Here is a 19,287-nt window from a genome sequence, read left to right on the forward strand (position 1 = left end):
ATCTCCAAACACCGCGCGAAAGGCGACATCGACCGCACCAACCATCGAGCAGAGATCACCGTGATCGTGCTGACAGCAGCAGGCTTGACAACAGACCCCAAACCCTAACTACGCGGCATTGCCGCTACCCGGCCACCCGCGCGGTCGCCCGGCAACCCGGCTGCCGCGCGTTCCTCTACCGACCGGTCGGTAGAGGAACGCGCGGGGCGGCGGGTCAGCCGATGCCGGTCGGCTTGGTCCTGGTCGGTGGCGGCGTGGTCGGCCGGGTCGTGACCGGCGGTCTGCTCGGCGTCGTGGTCACCGGCCCGCCGCCGGCACTGGTGGTCGGCGGCGGCGTGGCGCTCACCGTCCGCGTCTTCGACGGCTGCGGCCTGCGATCCCCGATATCGGAAAGGTCCACCGGCCGCGGCCGGTCGCTGTGCAGGTACCGCCGCTCCACCTCCGGCAGCCCGGCCACCGGCATCCCGCTCATGATCCCGCCGTGCCCGTTGTCCCCGTTCATCGCGCGGAACCAGGTGCGCGCCGAGTACTTCCCGCCGTAGATGTAGCGCCCGGACGAGCAGGGCCGCGGCGGCTGGTTCACCCCCGAATCGCACAGTGTCTGCGGCGCGGGCGTGTCGTCGAAGGTGAACACCGCGGCCGACAACTGCGGGGTGAACCCGAGGAAACCGGCCGATTTGTGCTCCTGAGTGGTGCCGGTCTTGCCGGCCATCGGCCGGTCCCACTTCACCCCGCGCGCCGCGGTGGTCGCCGTGCCGCCCAGGGTGTCCTTGCTCAGCGCCACGGTCATCGCGTTGGCCAGCCCCGGCTGCACCACCTGCTCACACGCCTGATCGCGCACCGGGACCGGGTTGCCGCGGCGGTCCAGCACGGTCTCGATCGGACTCGGCGGGCACCACTTGCCCTCACTGGCCAGGGTCGCGCCGACGTTGGCCAGTTCCAGGGTGCTGGTCGGCGTCGGGCCGAGGGTGAAGGAACCGAAGTTCTGCTCGGCGAAGAACCTACCGATCGGTCGTTTCTTGCGATCCTCCGCGGCGATCATGGTGCCCAGCGTCCGCAGGCCGAGCCGCTGCGCCATGTCCACCGCGGCCTTGACCCCGACCCGCTCCAGCAGGTGCACGAAGGTGGTGTTCGGCGATTTCGCCAGCGCGTCCTGCAGACTCATCCGGGCCGGATACTCACCCGCGTTCTGCACGCAGTACTTGCGCAGCCCCAGCGCGCCGGGCGGGCAACTGGCCGCGCCGCCGAGGAAGACGGGGGAGACGTAGGAGTCGGGCACCGGCACCGATTCGGTGATCGTGCCGCCCTGTTCGAGCAGCGCGGCGGCGGTGAACATCTTGTAGATGGAGCCCGCGCCGTGGTTCTGCGGCGCGTAGGGCAGACCGAGGGTGGTTTCCCTGGCGTCGCGGTTGAGACCGTAGGTGCGATTGGCGGTCAGCGCGATGACGCGGTGTTTGTCCTTGCCGGGCTGGACGATCGCCATCGCGTTGGCCACATTCCGGGTCTGCGGCGGCACTTCATCGTCCACCGCGGCCTTGGCCTTGGTCAGCGCGTCCCGGTCCAGGGTGGTCTTGATGGTGTAACCGCCGCGACGCAGATCGTCCCGCTGGAAGCCGGAGTTTTCCAGGTATTTCAAGGCGTAGTCGCAGAAGTAGCCCGCGTCGCCGGTGCCGACACAGCCGTTGGCCGGCCGCGCGGGCGTGGGCACGATGTCCAAGTTGGTCTTCTTCTCCGCCGCGCCGACCGCGGCGGGCAACCGGCCCTGGCGGACCATTTCATCGAGAACCACGTTGCGCCGCACCAAAGCCCGCTCCGGATGCCGGTACGGATTCAACGCACTCGGCTCGTTCACGATCCCGGCCAGCAACGCGGCCTGGGCGACGGTCAACTTGTCCTGGGTGGTGTCGAAGTACGCCCGCGCCGCGGCCTGGATGCCGAAGGCGCCCTGCCCGAACGGCACGGTGTTGAGGTAACGGGCCAGGATCTCGTCCTTGCTCAGGGTGTGCTCGAGCTGCAACGCGATCCGCAACTCGCGCACCTTCCGCGCCATCGACTGCTCCTGCGCGCGGGTCCGCTCCACCGCGGTCTCGGCCGAGATGTGCGTGAGGTGGTTCTTCACGTACTGCTGGGTCAACGTCGACCCACCCTGCGAAATCCGCCCGGACACCGCGTTGGCCAGCGCCGCCCGCCCCAACGCCACCGGATCCACGCCCTGGTGGTCGTAGAAGCGATGGTCCTCGATCGCCACCAGCGCCGACTTCACCGAGTCCGAGATCTCCGCGGCCGGCACCGGCACCCGGTACTGGTCGTAGACGTGCGCGAACGGCCGCCCCTCGCTGTCCAGCAACGCGGTCATCTGCGGCGCCTCATCCGCGATCAACGCCGCCGCGGTCCGGTCGACATCGTCACTGGCCAGCACCGCGACCGTGCCCGCACCCCCAGCCAGCGGAAACAACACCCCCGCCGCCAGCATCCCGCCCAACGCGCACAACCCCACCAGCTTCAGCACCCCGACCACCACCCGCCGCCCCCGAGGAGCCACCGGCTCAGCCTCGTCCAGCAGCGTGTCGAACGGTGTGCCCGTGGATCCCGTCATCGCGACCAGCCCGCCGTTCGGAGTGCCCAGGTACCTCCCATGGTGGTAGCCCAGGGCATGCCCAGGCAACCAACTCGATCAGGTGGCGTGTCGCCGGCCGCGTGTCGGCCCCCGCGTGTCCCACGCGAACTCCGCCCGGCCCGCGAACCCGCGCGCCACCCCAGGCTCCCCACTCAGCCCCAGCCGCGAGCCGCTCAGCCCCAGCCGCGAGGCTTCCTCCGCGCTCGGCGTCCCCACACTCGATGCCTCCCGAGCCCGGAGCGCCGCCCCGCCGGGTCCCGGCCCCATTCCTGGCCCGCGCCCGCCCGCCCCCGCCACCGCTTCCTCTGCGGAACGCTTTTCAAGCCGAAAAGGTTGCTTCCCCGTCTGGATCTTGACCTCGATCAGGTCCATCCGACCCGCCCAAGCCGCTCCACCCGAGCCGCCACCTCAACCCGCTCCGAACATACCAAAGGCCCCGCCACCAGGCGGGGCCCTCAGTCACAACCCACTCAGCTCACCTCATAGAACCGGCCCGCCGTCCCTCCAACCGGCCCCGATATTCACCCGATCAGTGAGCAATCCGAAATCAGCCCGGCCAGCCCGATCCGGAAGCCAGCCCGAAACCAGCCCATTCAGCCTGACCAGGAAGCCAGCCGGAACCAGCCGGCGAGCCGGCGAGCCGGCCGAGATCAGGGAGCCATCCCGAACCAGTTGAACGTCTCCACCATCTGCCGAGTGGTCCCCACGTACCGCGGCCCGGTCAGCTCCCACCGGTTCACCGTCCGGTAGGTCCCCGGCTTCAGGCTCTCGTCCTGCGCGGTCTCCGGGTCGTCGTCCACCGGCACGTACTCGTTGATCACCCGGCGGGACAGCGTCACATCCAGCGACTCGTACGACGACTGGTTCTTCAGGTAGTCCCCGTCTCCGTGGTCCCACGCGCGCCCCGGGTCCGCCAGCTTCAGCTGCACGGTGTTCCCGCCGAAGGAGCCCTTGGCCGCGACCACGGTCACGATGTGCCCGCCGTTGCGCTCCAGGCTTCCGGTCTGCGGGCCGGTCTTGTAGCGGCCGTAGACCATCTGCACGGGGCCTTCGTTGAGCTTCTTGGCCAGGTCGCCGGAGAAGTCGGCGGCGGTGTGCGAGCTGATGTTGCCGTTGGTGGTGGTCCAGCCGGCGTCCCTGGCCTTCTTGGTGGCGATGGTGAAGGCGTTGCGCAGGTTGCCCATGCTGGTGCCGCCGTCGTACTTGGCGTCGACGCCGATGCGCCAGATGGAGTTGGTGATGACGTTGTAGTCGGCCTGGTCCTTGGGGTTGAGGTTGCGCAGGTCGGTGGTCTGCCAGCCGACGGGGGCGTTCTTCTCGTTGGCCCAGTAGTGCAGCACGTTGTACAGCGAGGCGGGGCCGCAGTAGGCGTTGCCGTCGTTCTCCAGACCGGCCCGGAACTGGTCGACGTCGCTGACGCCGCACTGCTTGACGTCGAAGTCGGCGCCTTGGACGTCGGTGGAGCGGACGCACACGGGGGGCGGCGCGATGTCCGCGGCGGCGGTTCCCGGGAGCGCGGCCACGGTGGCGGCGGTCGCGGCGGCGGCGAGAATCAGGGTGCTGGCCTTGCGGATCATGGCTCCTACCTTCGGTCTGCGCCGCCCCTCGCGGCGTGTTAGGTAGAGCCTGTTCTCCGGGACCCCCAAGGGCATGAGGGGCGATCCCTCATATCGGCGCGGACCCCCTACACGAGCGCCTGGGCCAGGTCGCGGCGGCCGGCGATGCCGAGTTTGGTGTAGATCCGGCCGAGGTGGTTCTCCACCGTCTTGGGGGTCACGAACAGCTCCTGGGCGATCTCCCGGTTGGCCCGCCCGGCCGCGGCCAGGCCGGCGACCCGGCGTTCGCTGGCGGTCAGCGCTCCGGGACCGGCGAACATCGGCCGCCGCGGCCGGTCGCCCAGCGCTTCCAGGGCCTCGACCGCGCGTTGCCGCAGGGCCGCGGACCCGCAGTCCGCGGCCAGGTCGATGCCCCGGTGCAGCACCTCCCGCGCGTCGCCCCGCCGCCGCGCCACCCGCAGCGCCTCGCCCAGGTCGACCAGCGAGCGGGCCAGTTCCAGCCGCGCCGGACCGGTTTCCAGCATCGCGATCGACTCGGTCAGCAGGTCCAGCCGCCGGTCAGGGTCGGCGTGCGCGAGCAGCCGCAGCGCCGCCCCCACCTCGGTCGAGGCGCCCCAGCCTCGCGCGATGACCAGCTGTTCCGCGGCCAGTTCCAGGGCCTCGCCGGTGTTACCGAGCAGCATCGCCGCGCGCACCGCGGGCGCCCGCCACGGAATGGTCGGCGGGTCCAGGCCCGCCGCCAGCATCAGGTCCCGCTGCCGCAACGCCTGGGCCCGTGCCTGCCGCGGATCGCCATGCCCGAGCGCGATCAGCGCCCTGGGTTCGTGCAGCCAGATGGTGGGCATCAGCCGCGGCCGGTCGGGGTGTTCGGCCTCGAAACGGTCCAACGCGGCGGTCGCGGCGGCCAGGTCGCCGCGTTCCAGGGCGGCGTAGGCGCTGAAGTGGGTGCCGGTGGCGCGCAAGGCGATCACGTGCGGGACGGGGTCCTCGCAGGTGATCGCGGCTAGCGCGCCCTCGGACTCGGCCTCCATCGCGGTGACCTCGCCGAGCCGCCAGTTCAGGAACAGCGCCGCGTTGGCGACCATGGCGAACTCCACCGGCGACCCGTGCGCGCGCACCCGCAGCCGCGCCCGGTCGATCTCCCGGCGCGCCGGTTCGGTGCCGTCCGCGGAGATCAGCGCGAGCAGCGCGACCACCCAGGCGACCATGGCCTCGGTGGACCCGGTGGCGTCGTCGAAGTAGGCGCCGTTGGCCAGCGCCCGGCTCGCGGTGGCGGCGACCTCGGCGGCCGGCGCGACCTCGTACCGCCCCATCTGCGCCAGCAGTCCCAGCAACGTCCGCTCGTCGGGGGTGCCGCCGGGCAGGCTCGCGTACCCGCGCAGGTGTTCGGAGGACCGGCGTCGTTCCTCCGGCAGGAACGAGCGGATCACCGCCAGCCGCGCTTCCAGGTGCAGCCGCCCCACGTCCCGGTCCCCAGCGGGCCGGGCCCGGATCGCGGCCTCCAGTTCGGCGATGGCCACACCCGGCCCGTCGACCACCGCGGTCGCCGAGGCCGCCGCCGCGACCAGTTCGGCATCCGGCAGCCCGACGGCTGCGGCGCGCAGTTCGTCCCTGGCTCGCGCGGCCTCGCCGGTGCGCAGCAACGCCCGACCCAGCTCGGCCCGCAACGCCGGATCGTCTGGATCCTCGTCAACGGCCCTGGTCAGGTGCGCGGTCGCGGTCCGCGCGTCTCCAGCGGCCAGCAACGCCACGGCTGCCTTGCGCAGTACCGCCGCCGCCTCGGGCAGGGTGCCGCGCGGGGCTTGCGCGAGGTGCGCGGCGACCCGGTCGGCAGGCGCGTTCGCCGCGGCCAGTTCCACCGCGGCCCGCGCGTGCAACGCCGTCCGCGCCACCGGTCCCAGATCGGCCAGCACCGCCTCGCGCACCACCGGATGCACAAAAACCAGCTGATCCCCGTCGCTGACCAGCACATTCGCCGCTGCCAGGGCTTCGGCGGCAGCGGTCAGCGCGGCCGGGTCGAGCCCGGTGATCGCGCCCGCCTGCCACGGATCGCTGCCCACGCCCAGCACCGCCGCGGCTCCCGCCAGCCGCACCGCGTCCGCGGGCAACCGGCCCAGCGCGACCCGGAACACCGTGCTCGGCCCGAGCGTCCCGACCCGCGCCGCGGTGCCCGGGGCATCCAGTGGCAGCCCCAGCGCGTCCAGTTCGTCGACCAGCACCCTGGCCAGGAACGGGTTGCCGCCGCTGGCCGCGTGCACCGCCGCCACCACGGCGGGCGCGGGCGCCGACCGAACGGTCAGTAGGTCGGTCAGCGCGGCCACGCTCAACGGCCGGGGCAGCACCCGTTCGGCCTGCCGGGACACACTGAGCTGGGCCAGCGGCCCGGTGTTCTCCGCGGGCGGGCGGGTGGCCACGACCAGCGCGATCGGCAGGTCCGCGATCCGCCGGGACAGGTAGACCAGGAACTGCGCCGAGGACAGGTCGGCCCAGTGCGCGTCGTCCACGGTGATCAGCAGCGGCCGGGTCGCGGACAGGTCCACCGCCACCCACCACAGCGAGTGCAGGGTGCGGGCCAGTTCGGCCTCGCTCGGGTCGGTCGCGGCGGCGTCCAGCGCGCGCAGGGCGTCGCCGGAGGGCCCGGCCAGCAGCGCGGCCCGGATCTCGCCGGTGTAGCGGGAGACCGACCGCTCGACCATCTGCCGGACGACACCCCAGGCCATGGCGCTTTCCAGGGCGTCGCCGACGGCCTGCAACCGGCCGAAGCCGCGGGCCTTGGCCAGCTCCCTGGTGGCCTGGACGAGCCGGGTCTTGCCGATCCCGGCGCGGCCCTCGATGACCACCACCCGGCCCTCGCCGCGGGCGGCCGATTCCAGCGCGGCCTGGATCCGGGAAAGCTCCGGCTCGCGTTCGAGGACTCCGGAGTCAGGCACGCGCACGGCCGGATCGTAACCGCGAAAACCCCCGGTGAAGCCGCTGATACCCCCAGGAGATCAACCTGGGCGATTGATCGTGACCCGCTTGGCGGATCAGGGTGTCGCGGCGCCGTCCAGGACCATCCGCCAGTGCACCAGGTTGTGACAGGTGATCAGGATGTTCGGGTGCCACGGCCCGAGTTCCCGCACCTGGTCGTCGAGCACCCTGGCCAGTTCGGTCACCGCCGCTTCGGCGTCACCCGCGTGGCCGCGCCAGCGCGCCAGGTTGTGCCGGGTGGTCAAGGTGTTCGGGTGCCAGGGCCCCAGCGCGAAGATCTGGTCCCGCAACAGTTGTTCCAGCTCGGTCACCGCGGTGGCCGCGTCACCGGTCGCACCCCGCCAGCGGGCCAGGTCGTGCCGGGTGGTCAGGGTGTGCGGATGCCGGGGGCCGAGCACGGCGAGCTGATCGTCGAGCACCGCGGCCAGCTCGGCGACGATCCGCGCGTGCCGCCCGGCCTGTCCCCGCCAGCGGGCCAGGTTGTGCCGGGTGGTCAGCGTGTGCGGATGCCGCGGCCCCAGCACCCCGGTCTGATCGGCGCACACCCGTTCCAGCTCGCGCACCGCGGTCGCGACCTCCCCGGCCTCCCCGCACCAGTACGCCCGATCGTGCCGCGCGGTCAACGTGCCCGGATTTCGCGCGCCTACCGACCGTTCGGTAAGTGCGCATAAATCAGCGAAGTAACGCACCGCCGCCGCGGCCTGCCCACTCTCGCCCAGGCTGTTCCCCGCCCGGAACAGCAGCGGATGCCCGGCCACCCACCCCTGACCGTCGAGGTGCCGCCGCAACGCCGCGGTGTTCGCCCGCAACGCCCGGACCAGCGGTCCGTCCTGCTCCGCCGCGGGCCAGAGGTCGTAGAGCGCGTCCGCCGCCACCTTCGCCACCGCACCCAGCCGCTCGCCCAGGTCCTCCCGCACGACCCGCTGCACCAGCCCGGACACCCGGATCACCCGATCCGGCGACCCCGGATCCTGGGCCAGCAGGCTCAGCCGGTGCAGTCCGCGCACCGCCGCCCGCACCTGATCGGCGTCCACCGCCTGCCCGGTGACCGCACCAAGCCAGCCCAGCACCACCGGACCGGTGATCAACTGCTCGGGCACCCCGTTCGGTTCGAGCAGGCTCACCAGCGCCAGCAGCGGCCGAGCCAGCCCCAGCGGCTCCAGCCGATCGGCCCACTCAACCGAGAAAGCCCAGGTCATACCCACAGCGGCGGACGCGTCCGGCAGTTCGCCGCGCTCCGGCGACGGTTCCCGGTGCCGCCCGCGGATCAGCTCCCGCGCCGCCCGGCCCGGCTCCCGCTCAAGCCCGATCGCGCCGGCCAGCGCCAACGCCAACGGCCACCGCCCGAGATCCTCGGCCAGCCCCGCCGTCCCGGTTAGTAGGCACGGGTCCGCCCCGAACCGCGCCGCCAGGTAAGCACCGGCCTCCTCGACGCCGAACCTCCCGACCTCCAGCACCCGCCGCTCGCCCAGCGCCGCCGCGTCCCGCTCCCGGGTGGTCGCCAGCACCGGCCCCGGCGGCCACAGCCCGGCGAGGTCGGCGAGCGAGCGCACATCGTCCAGGATCACCAGCCGACGCTGCGGCGCGTTCGCCAGCCAGCTCAGAAACCGTTGCGCCGCAACGTCCGCACCGCCGCCGAACCCCGTCAAGCCGGCATAGACAGCCGCGAACGCCGCGACCACCGCCTCCCGTGAGGTCGCACTGACCCACACCAGCAGGTCCAGATCTCCAGAGACCCGGCGCACGTGGTCCGCGGCGAGCTGGGTCTTGCCCGCCCCACCCGGCCCGGCAAGCACCACCGAGTGCCCGTCCGCGAGCAGTTCCGCCAGTCGCGACCCCTCGACGCGAGGCTGGAAACAGTCCGCAGGCAACGGCACGTCGCCATACCGCTTCGGCCACCGCGGCACGCCCGTCGACCCCGTGACCTGGCGCCGGAAATCCCCGTCGCCCCGGACCCGATCCGCCGGCGCCGCCCCACCCGGCGTCCCACCGGAGAGCGCATTCCAATTCACGTGTCCTGCCCCCTGCTACCAGGCGATTTACCTGTACAACCATCGCTCGCGAACGAGTGATGGCAGTCACGCTAATGGGTCTGTCAACACGAGTTGATGTGCGACGCGCACACTCACGATCACCAAGAGTGTGTGGCACAAAACCACACAATCCAGACTCTGTGTCAGCAATCGCCAGCCACCGTCGTCCCAGTGCCGCCCACGACAACGCTCGCGCGCCCGACATCGCCCCGGCGCTGCGCGAGTTGTCCACAGCGGCCCCAGCAGGAATCCGCCGCGCCGCCGCCACTCCGGCCCGGAATTGTTTCCGCACAAGGGATCCAGCCCGCCCGCCGAGATCCACCACGAACACGGGTCAGGTCGCACATCCGGTCAACGACCCCCGGACCGCCGCCGAGGCCCGCGCTGCGTTCCCTTTCGACCGCGAGGCCACCGCGATCGGCCACCTGGCCTCCGGACGCTGGCACTCCGACTGACGCCCCGGCCGCTCTCCGCCCCCGCCTCGCCCTTCGCCTCCGCCCTGCCCCGTCCTCGCTCCGCCCGGCCTCGCCCTCGCTCCGGTCTGTCCTAGCCTCCGCCCGCGGTCTCGATCTCCGGTGGCCCGGACGTCCGCGCCCAGTCCCGTGGTCGGCGCTCCCGCCCTGCCGGTGCCGGCGTGCTCGCTGCCTAGCCCGGGTGTCCGGAGAACGCACAACCCGTTGGTCCGAACGGGTGCTTCACGGTGCCGCCTTTTCCGCGCCGGCGGCGGTCCGTAATTGACGGTGACGAACGCCTCAGCACGATGTCGCGAAGCCGCCAGCGTCTGCGCGCCAACGGCAACACCGCTGCTCCGGCGACGGCGAAAGTAGCTGATCATGCCGGGTGTGGCCGTTGACAGCGGTCCGCGGCAACTCGCCGGAAGTCGAGTGACCGAGTCCTATTAGCAGTATTCTTCTCCGATTCGTTACCCTCTCTGTGGGGGTACTTCTCAACTGGCCAGAACGGAGACGTTCGTGTTCACGCCGCACCCGGTTCGGCGAAGCCGTATCACCAGTTCGAAGGTCACTTGGCGGGCCGCGATGCCACGCATCGCGCACGGCCCGGCAAGTGCGAACGGGAGTCAGGCCACGGTCACCGAACCGTCCAACACCATCAAAGGGCAGCAGGATCTGTTCGCGCTCGATCGCGAGCCAGCGCAGCCGGTCGATGACCGCGTCGATCTGCCCGTCGACGAGTTTCCGCAGGTAGAGCTGACCGGCGAGGACGACATCCTCCCGCCGGAGATCAGCTTCGAGCTGTTCCTTGAGCGCCTGGACGAAGTCCTGCGCGCTGAGGCCGACGCCAACTCGGTGAGGTCCTGATCCACCATCCCTGACCCGTTGGCGGGTCGGGCACTTCCCCCTCGACGGCAGAGCACCGCCGAGGCCGGTAGCGGTCGCGCCAAGGTCACCAGACCAGCACCAGACCGCGACCCGGGGGCGCAGAACTACCCCGATCGGGTCACCAGCACATCAAGCACCTCGGTTTCACCCGTTCGAGGCCACTCGCCACTTGCCGGTTGCCGGCCTCGACACACACCGTGCGGCGTTGGCTGATGCCGGAACCCCCGGCATCGGCCGAGCCCCGCTTCGCCTGGATTTCTTCGCCTGGATTTCACTGTCCACAAAGGACACTTTTCCTGGTTGCAGCCGCAGCGGTTCGCGGTGATCCGCGGCCGCCGGCTTCCTGACCACCGCCGCGGCCCCGCTCCCTGCTTCAGGCCCCGGGCTATCCCGTTCCCCGGTCAGGCCCGCTCACCCCAGCCCTCGTGGACCTCCAGCTGCGCTGGTCACCCGAGCCGCGCCGGTCACCCTGGGCCGCCCGACCATCCTTGAGCGCCGCAGGCCATCCCAACCCACCTTGCCTAGCCCATCCCGCTCGCCCATCCCGCTCGCCCATCCCGCTCGCCCATCCCGCCCGCCCAAGCCGCTCGCCCAAGCCGCTCGCCCAAGCCGCCCAGGCTCGCGCGTAGGTCACCCTGGGCGGCTCCGCGGCGCGTCTGGCGGGGTAGCGCCGCCGGGGACGCCGCCTGGCGAAGCCGCGCATTCGACCTGTCCGACTGCGGCGCTGCCCGTCGGGCCCAGGCGCTCGGATGGCATCTGCCGACGCCTCGCGCCTCCCTGCCGGGTCTCGACGCAAGCCAACACGCCCGCCCGCCACGTTCGCCCCGCCGCGCCCGCCCCGCCACCGTCCGGCCCGTCACCGTCCGCGCCGCTACGTTCGGCCCGCCCGTGCGCCACGTCTGGCCCGCCCCCGCCACCGCTTCCTCTGCGGAACGCTTTTCGAGCCAAAAAGGTTGCTTTCCCGTCTGGATCTTGGGCTCATTCGGGTGAGGCGGCACCTCCAGACGGCACCCACCCCAGCTCCACCGAGCACCCGCTCCGAGTCGGCGGCAACCTTCGCTGCCACCCCATTCTACGGTCGCCGCTCCTACGGCCACTCCTCCTCCCCGGCCCCCAACCGCCGCTCGATCCCCACCGCCGCCGCCTGCAATCCCGGCGCCTGTTTCGCCAGATCAGCCCGCACCGTGTGCAGCACCATCCCCAGTGCCGCGATCACCGCCCCGTCGGCATCCCGCACGGGCACCGCTACCGAGCACGTCCCCAGCGTCATCTCCTCCGCGGTCAGCGCGAACCCCCTCCGCCGCACCTCCTTCAGTTCCCGGGACAGGCGGCCGGGCTCCACGATCGTGTACTGGGTGCAGCGGGGTGGGTTGGTGGCGCAGAAGTGGCGGACGAATTCGGCGTCCTGGTGGGCTAGGAGGACCTTGCCTACTCCGGTGGCGTGCAGGGGGAGGCGGCTGCCTGCTCGGGAGATGATGGGGACTGATCTGTGGCCGCTGAGGCGGTCCACGTACAGGGCTTCGTGGCCGACCCTTACTGCCAGGTGGATGTTCTCCCGGGTGGATTCGTACAGGTCCTGCATGAAGGGGAGGGCTACTTCTCGTAGCCGGCTGGCGGCGGGGGTGAGCATGCCGAGTTCCCACAGGCGCAGGCCTATCCGGTAGGCGCCGTCGGGGTCTCGGGTGACCGCGCCCCAGGTGGTGAGGTCACCCAGGAGTCGGTGCACGGTGGCCAGGGGGAGGGTGGAGCGGCGGGAGAGTTCGGAGAGGGTTTGGCGGGGGTGGGTGGGGGTGAAGGTGGCCAGGAGGGTGAGGGCGCGGAGGGTCACTGAGCGGGGCGGGGGAGTGTCCATTGTGGACTCCTGGGGGTGTGCTAGAGAAAAAGGGGTGGGGGTGGGCTGGGGTTTTCCGCTCAGTGGAAGGGTAGCGTGGTAGTGGTTCGGGTCACGTTCCTAGGCTTGCCGGACCTTGGACGGCCGGCGAAGGAGCCCGCGTGATGCAGACCAGAAACCCGCGCCGCAGTTGGGTGCAGCCACTCTGCTGGACCGCGGTCCTGCTGGACGGATTCGACCTCGTGGTCCTGGGTGTGGTGTTACCCGTGCTGCTCGCCGACGGGGTGTGGGGGCTGACCGCGGCCACCGGCGCGGCGGTGTCGACCATCGGGCTGGTCGGGATGATGATCGGCGGGCTGACCATCGGGACCGTCACCGACGTCATCGGGCGGCGGAAGACGTTGATCTTGTCGGTGACGATCTTCTCCGTGTGCACGTTGTTGTGCGCGTTCGCGCCCTCGGCGCTGATCTTCGGGGCGTTGCGGTTCCTGGCCGGGCTGGGACTCGGCGGGTGCCTGCCGACGGCGATCAGCATGGTGTCGGAGGCCAGTGCGGAGCGGGGACGCGCCAGCAGCGCGGCCACGCTGGTGATGACCGGGTACCACGCGGGTGCGGTGCTGACCTCGTTGCTGGGACTGCTGTTGATCCCGCAGCTGGGGTGGCAGGCCATGTTCGTCGCCGGGGCGCTGCCCGCGCTGGTGCTGGTGCCGTTGATGATCCGGCACCTGCCGGAGTCCGCGGCCTTCGAGCGCGCCCGCGCCGAGGTGGCCGCCGGGTCGGGCACGGCCGCGGCCGGCACCGTGGTGCGCACGCTGTTCCAGGGCCGCCTGTTGCGGGCCACCATCGCGTTCTGGGTCAGCACCTTCCTCGGGCTGGTGCTGGTCTACGGGCTCAACACCTGGCTGCCGCAGATCATGCGCCAGGCCGGGTATCCATTGGGTGACGCGCTCGGGTTGCTGCTCACCCTCAACGTCGGCGCGGTGGTCGGGCTGCTCGTCGCCGGGCGGGTCGCGGACCGGGTCGGCGTGCGCAAGTCGGTGATCGGCTGGTTCCTCGGCGCCGCGGTGTTCCTGGCCCTGTTCAGTCTGCGGCTGCCCACCCTCGGGCTGTACGTGATGGTCTTCCTGGCCGGGTGCTTCGTCTTCAGCGCGCAGGTGCTGATCTACGCCTACACCCAGCACGTCTACCCGCCGCACGCCCGCGCCACCGGGCTGGGCTGGACCACCGGCATGGGCCGCATCGGCGGCATCACCGGACCGCTGCTGGGGGGCTGGCTGGTCGCGGCGGGCATCGCCTATCCGTGGGGCTTCTACCTGTTCGCGGTGATCGGGTTGCTCGCCGCGGTGGCGGTGGCCGCGGTGGCCGGGCGCGAGGCGGGACGGGTGCCGACCGAACGGTCGGAACCGGCGCGGTCGGAGGCGGGACGGCAGGGGGCGCGACCGGGCGCGGGACGAGAGCCGGAAGCGGCGCGGGAAGCTACGCCGGGAGCCCAGGCGGGAGCGGGGCCGGAGGCCGTGCAGGCGTGAACGGGGACGCACCGGGGCCACTGGCATGCTGGTGACCATGGTGCGCGCGAACCTCGACAAGCAGACCAGCCAGGTGTCGGCCATGTTCGACCAGGTCGCCGACGGCTACGACCGCACCCGCGCCCGCCTGTGGTGGGGCCGGATGGACGCCTGGGGCCGGGAGATGGCCGCCGCGGCCGGCGCCGGACCCGGCAAGCGCGTCCTGGATGTGGCCGCGGGCACCGGGACCTCCACCGCGGCCCTGGCCGCCACCGGCGCGCGGGCGGTGGCCAGCGACCTCTCCCTCGGCATGCTCGGCGTGGCCGGCCGCCGCCACCCTGGCATGCCGCGGATCGCCGCCGACGCCCTGGCCCTGCCCTTCGCCAGGGGCGGGTTCGACGCGGTGACCATCTCCTTCGGGCTGCGCAACATCGCCGACCCGACCGCCGCGCTGCGCGAGATGCTCGCGGTCACCCGGCCCGGCGGACGCCTGGTCGTCTGCGAGTTCAGCATCCCGCCGCAGCGCCTCAACGGCGCGCTGTTCACCGCCTACCTGCGGCACGTCATCCCGCTGATCGCCCGCCGGGTCAGCACCAACCCCGAGGCATACCAGTACCTCGCCGAGTCCATCCAGGCCTGGCACACCCCGCCCCGGCTCGGCGAGCAGCTCACCGCCGCCGGCTGGACCCGGGTGGCCTGGCGCCCGCTCTCCGGGGGCGTGGTGCACCTGCACGTCGGCACCGCCCCGGCCGCGGAATAGCCCTGGGGGACACCGAATCCAGCCCGCCTGGGCACACCCCGGGGCAGTCCGGCGGGTTCCGGGAATAACCGTGGCGGGAACCGCTTTCCGTCCACATGCGACTGTCGATCCGGGCCATCCTGGCCGCCCTGGCACTGCTTGGCTCGGTGCTGCTCGCCCCAGCCGCCTCCGCCACCCCCGCCCGCGGGGTCACCGCGAAGCTGCTCGCCCAGCACACCGTCGGCGACACCGACTACGTGCTACGCGAGATCACCATCGACCCCGGCGGCAGCACCGGCTGGCACCGCCACCTCGGCACCCTCCACGGCGTGGTCCGCGGCGGCGTGCTCAGCCACTTCGCCGCCGACTGCGCCAGTGACGGCGTCTACCACCGCGGCCAGACGATCACGGAACGGCCCGGCTACGTGCACGTCGGCCGCAACCTGGGCACCGAATCCCTGGTCCTGGAAGTCCTCTACGTCCTCCCGCACGGCGCCCCGCTCGCCGTCGACGAACCCAACCCGGGATGTGATTTCCAGTGAGCACCCAGATCCGGCTGCCCGTCGCCGTCGGCTTCACCGGCCTGATGACCGCCTACAACCGCGCGGTCGAGACCGCCCGCCCGGACGCGCTGTTCACCGACCCCCTCGCGGCCCGGTTCGTCGAGGTCGCCGGGGACACCACCCTGGCCGGACTGCCCCGGCTGGGACCCGCCGCCGAAGACGGCTCCTCCGAGCTGTGGACCGGCATGAACGGCTACCTCGCCGGCCGCACCGTCTTCTACGACCGGGCCATCCAGGCCGCCACCGCCAAGGACCACGGGCCGCGGCAGGTGGTGCTGCTCGGCGCCGGACTGGACACCCGGGCGTTCCGGCTCGCGCTGCCCGCCGGGACCGTGGTCTACGAGGTCGACACCGCCGAGGTGCACGAGTTCAAATCCGCCGTGCTGGCCGGGCATCTGCCCACCACTCCGCGCATTCCGGTGCCGGTGGACCTGCGGGAGGACTGGCCGCGGGCGTTGCGCCGGGCCGGGTTCAACCCCGCCTGGCCGACCGTGTGGGTGGCCGAGGGACTGCTCATGTACTTCCCAGACGAGGCCGCCAACGCGCTCCTGGACACCGTCACCGAGCAGACCGCGGCCGGCAGCACCCTGCTCACCGAGTACATGTCCCGCCGCCCGCGGATGACCGACGCGGTGCTCACCGACCCGCAGGACCACGCGCTGTGCGAACTCCTGGTCGGCAACACCGTCGGCGGCCCCGACCCGGACCCGGCGACCTGGCTGGCCGAGCACGGCTGGACCGGCGCGCACCTCGACCTCCTGGACCAGCTCACCGCACTCGGCCGCCCGCACCCCACCCTGTTCGACCGGAGCATTCCCGAACCGCTGCGGGCGTACCTGATCTCCGGGCGGCACTGAACCGCGGACGACACTGAAATCCGGCCAACTGAACAGTCCACAGCCGAGCTGTACTCCTGATTAGGATTCGGAGCATGACGGACAGCGGCGAGCTGGCGGAGGAGCTGCGCACCGCGATCGGCGCCCTGGTGCGCACCGCACGCGGCGGACAGCTGATGCCACCCGGCGAACTGGCCCTGCTCGGGCACCTGGACCGGGAAGGCCCGCTGACCACCGCGGAACTGGCCGGGCGACGCCAGATCCGGCACCAGTCCGCGGCCAAGGCGGTCAAGGAACTGGTGGCCGCCGGACTCATCGAACCGGGCAGGCACGCCACCGACGGCCGCAAGGTGCCACTGCACCTGACCGCCGCCGGGCGGGACCTCCTCGACACCGAACGCCGCCGCCGCGCCGACCGGCTGGCCGCCGCGATCGAGGAACTCTCGCCCGGCGAACGCGCCGAGGTGGCCCGGCTGACCGCGTTGCTGACCCGCCTCACCGCGCACATCCGCGGCGAGCACTAGGCCCGTCCGACACGGCGGTGCCCCGTCTGCCGCCCGCGCAGACGGGGCACCCCCGTTTCGAACCGAACCTCGCCGAGCCGCCTGCGTATCTACCGAACGGTCGGTAGATACGCAGGCGGTCGACTTGACCGCCAGTGCGGCTAGGTCAGATCGGAACACTTCTTCGCGTCGGGATCACCGGCTGCCTTGGGCACCCAGCGCACGTTGGCGAAGCTGGCCTGGAACGCGCCGTCGGTGTAGACCAGGAACGGCGTGTTGACCGCCTCCAGGTCCAGGCCCTTCTCCGCGAAACAGGACACCGGGATCTTCACCGTCTGCTTCTGCCCGACCGGCAGGTCGGTGAACAGCTTGGTCGCCGCCACCTCGCCCTGGCACGGGTAACCGCAGTGGGTGGAGATCACCGTGCGGTTGGCCGGGGCCTGGCCCACGATCACGTCGAAGACCAGCGCGCCGTTGGCGTTCTGGTAGCCGCGCAGGTCCTCGCCCGGAGCGGGGGCCTGCAGGTACAGCTGACCGGGCGCGGTGCCGTTCCAGGTGGTCTTGAGCCCGTCGCCCTGCACGCTGACGTCGGTCGGCTCCACGCTGATCGAGGCGTGCGCGGCGGTGCCGTCGGGGCCGATCTCGGTGCCGCCCCAGCTCTCCGGCGACCCGATATAGCCCTTGAACGGCTTGATGTCCTTGCGCACGAAGACTTCCAGGTCCTCATCCGCGGTGCCGCCACCGGGCGGGGAGCAGCTCTCCGGCGAGGTCTCATCCAGCTTGCCGACGGCGCCGGTCTCCCAGCTCCGCAGGCCGTAGCCGTACCTGAACAGCGGGTCGTAGTCCTTCTGCTCCGCGTTGAGCGGCGTCTGGCAGGCCGCCTTCGGCCAGGAGTAGGACAGCTTGCCCTGGTAGCCGAAACCGGTGTGCCAGCCGCGCACCAGCATGTCCGCCACACCCGCGCCCTCGGTGCCCGGCAGCCAGGCCGCCACGAACGCGTCCGAGCGGTTCAGCTCCTTGTTCACGTGCAGCGGCCGGCCGGAGACGTAGACCGTCACCACCGGGGCGCCCTTGCCCGCGACCTTGTCCAGCACGGCCAGGTCCTCCGGGAACAGCTTGGCCGCCTCCAGGGAACGCTTGCCGATGTCGCCGGTGCCCTCGGCGTAGGGGGTCTCGCCGATGACCGCGATCACCGCGTCGAACTTCGCGGGGTCCACGTTCTCGGCCTTCTCCGCGAAAGTCACGTTCGCCTCGCCGAGGGCCTGCTTGAGCCCGCCGAGAATGGTGGTGCCGTTGGGGAAGTCGGCGTTGGTGTTGCCGGTGCCCTGCCAGGTCAGCGTCCAGCCGCCGGTCTGGTTCTGCAGGCTGTCCGCGCTCTTGCCGACCACCAGGACCTTCGACCGCGGCGAGAGCGGCAGCACCCGCTTGTCGTTCTTGAGCAGCACCTGCGACTTGCGCGCCGCCTCGCGGGCGATGTCCTTGGCGCGCTGGGCATCCGCCTTGCCCGCGTGCTCACGCTCGGAGGGCTTCTTCGCCTCGAACAGCCCGGAACGCAGCTTCACCCGCAGGATCCGGGTGACCGCGTCGTCGATCCGCGCCATCGGGATCTCGCCACTGGTGACCTGGGCGATGGTGTTGGTGAGGAAGGCCTTCCACTCGTGCGGCACCATGAACACGTCGATGCCCGCGTTCACCGCCCGCGCGCAGCTGGCGTTGGTGCAGCCGTCGACCTGGCCGTGGCCGTTCCAGTCCGAGACGACCAGACCGTCGAAGCCCATCTTGTTCTTGAGGACCTCGTCCACCATCAGCTTGGAGCCGTGGAGCTTGCCCTCCTTGATGCCCTGCTCCTCGTTCGTCCAGCTGTTGAACGAGATCATCACGCTCTGCGCGCCCGCGGCCAGCGAGCCGTAGTAGCCCTGGCCATGGGTGTTGATCATGTCGGCCTTGGACGAGGCGTTGACGCCCTGGTCCTTGCCCTTGGTGGTGCCGCCGTCGCCCATGAAGTGCTTGGCGGTGGCGATCACGCCGTCGGAGCCGATGCCGCGCGGGTTGTTGCCCTGCAGGCCGCGGGTGGCCTCGTAGCCGTAGGCGCGGGTGATCCGCGGGTCCTCGGAGAAGCCCTCGTAGGTGCGGCCCCAGCGGTCGTCCTTGACCACCGCGAGGGTCGGCGCGAACGCCCAGTCCTGACCGGTGGCGCGCACCTGCTCAGCCGTGGCCGCCCCGATGTCCCGGATCAGGCACGGGTCCTGCGCCGCGCCCAGACCGATGTTGTGCGGGAAGACCGTGGTGCCGAAGACGTTGTTGTTGCCGTGCACGGCGTCGATGCCCCAGATCACCGGGATCTTGGTGCGGGACTCCTTCGATGCCTGCCAGTAGGCATCGGCCAGGGCCAGCCAGTCCTGGGGGGTGGCCTTCTTGTTCTTGCCAGGCCAGGAGCCGCCGCCGTTGAGCACGGTGCCGATGCCGTACTGCTTGACCTCGGCCGGGGTGATCGCGGCGATCTCCGGCTGGATCATCTGGCCGACCTTCTCGGCCAGGGTCAGCTCGGAGAGGATCTTGGCGATCCGCCGCTCGTCCGCGGCGTTGCGCCCGATGTTGCTCTTGACCTTGGGCCAGTCGGCGAAAGCAGGCAGCTTGTCCTGGATCCGGGCGCAACCGTCCCAGCCCAGGTCGGGTTTGCCCACCACCGGCTGCTTGGCCGCTGCGGTCGCGTCCGGCTCCGGCGCGGCGCTGGCGATCCCGCCGGCCATGCTGACCCCGAGCAGCACGGCCAAACCGATCCGACAGGCGCGAG

Annotated in this window: 12 protein-coding genes; 6 read left to right on the forward strand and 6 right to left on the reverse strand. The window is 71.6% G+C overall.

All coding sequences use genetic code 11. The annotated features are described in order from the left end of the window. Window positions 1–214 precede the first annotated feature (214 nt). From ACTOWY_RS42670 to ACTOWY_RS42685, 4 genes are all read right to left on the reverse strand, one after another. A complete protein-coding gene (locus ACTOWY_RS42670; protein ID WP_441315290.1) occupies window positions 215–2,596 on the reverse strand; it encodes a transglycosylase domain-containing protein in 2,382 nt (793 codons plus the stop codon). Between the two features lie 671 nt (window positions 2,597–3,267). Beyond that, window positions 3,268–4,194, reverse strand: coding sequence for a hypothetical protein (locus ACTOWY_RS42675; RefSeq protein WP_441315291.1), 927 nt, complete (start codon window positions 4,192–4,194; stop codon window positions 3,268–3,270). Between the two features lie 107 nt (window positions 4,195–4,301). Further along, on the reverse strand, window positions 4,302–7,109 hold the full coding sequence (locus ACTOWY_RS42680; protein WP_441315292.1) for a helix-turn-helix transcriptional regulator: 2,808 nt from the start codon (window positions 7,107–7,109) through the stop codon (window positions 4,302–4,304). A gap of 90 nt (window positions 7,110–7,199) precedes the next feature. Continuing rightward, the gene (locus ACTOWY_RS42685; RefSeq protein WP_441315293.1) at window positions 7,200–9,050 is read right to left on the reverse strand and encodes a tetratricopeptide repeat protein; all 1,851 of its coding nucleotides are present in this window, start codon (window positions 9,048–9,050) and stop codon (window positions 7,200–7,202) included. Window positions 9,051–10,147: 1,097 nt separating this feature from the next. Here ACTOWY_RS42685 and ACTOWY_RS42690 point away from each other — a divergent pair. Beyond that, window positions 10,148–10,495, forward strand: a complete 348-nt coding sequence (locus tag ACTOWY_RS42690; RefSeq protein ID WP_247762362.1) for a hypothetical protein — start codon at window positions 10,148–10,150, stop codon at window positions 10,493–10,495. Window positions 10,496–11,603: 1,108 nt separating this feature from the next. Here ACTOWY_RS42690 and ACTOWY_RS42695 read toward each other — a convergent pair. Next, complete coding sequence (locus tag ACTOWY_RS42695; RefSeq protein ID WP_441315294.1) at window positions 11,604–12,368, reverse strand: IclR family transcriptional regulator; 765 nt, start codon at window positions 12,366–12,368, stop codon at window positions 11,604–11,606. Window positions 12,369–12,511: 143 nt separating this feature from the next. Between ACTOWY_RS42695 and ACTOWY_RS42700 the strand changes: the two genes are divergently transcribed. The 5 genes from ACTOWY_RS42700 (at window position 12,512) to ACTOWY_RS42720 (ending at window position 16,514) form a co-directional block, all read left to right on the forward strand. Then, window positions 12,512–13,873 (forward strand): MFS transporter, encoded by a 1,362-nt coding sequence (locus ACTOWY_RS42700; protein WP_441315325.1) that lies wholly within the window; start codon window positions 12,512–12,514, stop codon window positions 13,871–13,873. 37 nt (window positions 13,874–13,910) lie between these two features. Beyond that, complete coding sequence (locus ACTOWY_RS42705; protein ID WP_441315295.1) at window positions 13,911–14,612, forward strand: ubiquinone/menaquinone biosynthesis methyltransferase; 702 nt, start codon at window positions 13,911–13,913, stop codon at window positions 14,610–14,612. A 95-nt stretch (window positions 14,613–14,707) separates the two neighbouring features. Then, window positions 14,708–15,133, forward strand: coding sequence for a cupin (locus ACTOWY_RS42710; RefSeq protein WP_441315296.1), 426 nt, complete (start codon window positions 14,708–14,710; stop codon window positions 15,131–15,133). After that, on the forward strand, window positions 15,130–16,011 hold the full coding sequence (locus ACTOWY_RS42715; RefSeq protein ID WP_441315297.1) for an SAM-dependent methyltransferase: 882 nt from the start codon (window positions 15,130–15,132) through the stop codon (window positions 16,009–16,011). Before ACTOWY_RS42710 ends, ACTOWY_RS42715 begins: the two co-directional genes overlap by 4 nt. A 74-nt stretch (window positions 16,012–16,085) precedes the next feature. Beyond that, window positions 16,086–16,514, forward strand: coding sequence for a MarR family winged helix-turn-helix transcriptional regulator (locus ACTOWY_RS42720; protein ID WP_441315298.1), 429 nt, complete (start codon window positions 16,086–16,088; stop codon window positions 16,512–16,514). A 140-nt stretch (window positions 16,515–16,654) separates the two neighbouring features. On the opposite strand, the gene ACTOWY_RS42725 is transcribed toward ACTOWY_RS42720, so the two are convergent. Next, the gene (locus ACTOWY_RS42725; RefSeq protein ID WP_441315326.1) at window positions 16,655–19,243 is read right to left on the reverse strand and encodes a glycoside hydrolase family 3 protein; all 2,589 of its coding nucleotides are present in this window, start codon (window positions 19,241–19,243) and stop codon (window positions 16,655–16,657) included. Between the last annotated feature and the right edge of the window lie 44 nt (window positions 19,244–19,287).

It is taken from the genome of Crossiella sp. CA198, from assembly GCF_052078295.1.
Lineage (GTDB): Bacteria > Actinomycetota > Actinomycetes > Mycobacteriales > Pseudonocardiaceae > Crossiella.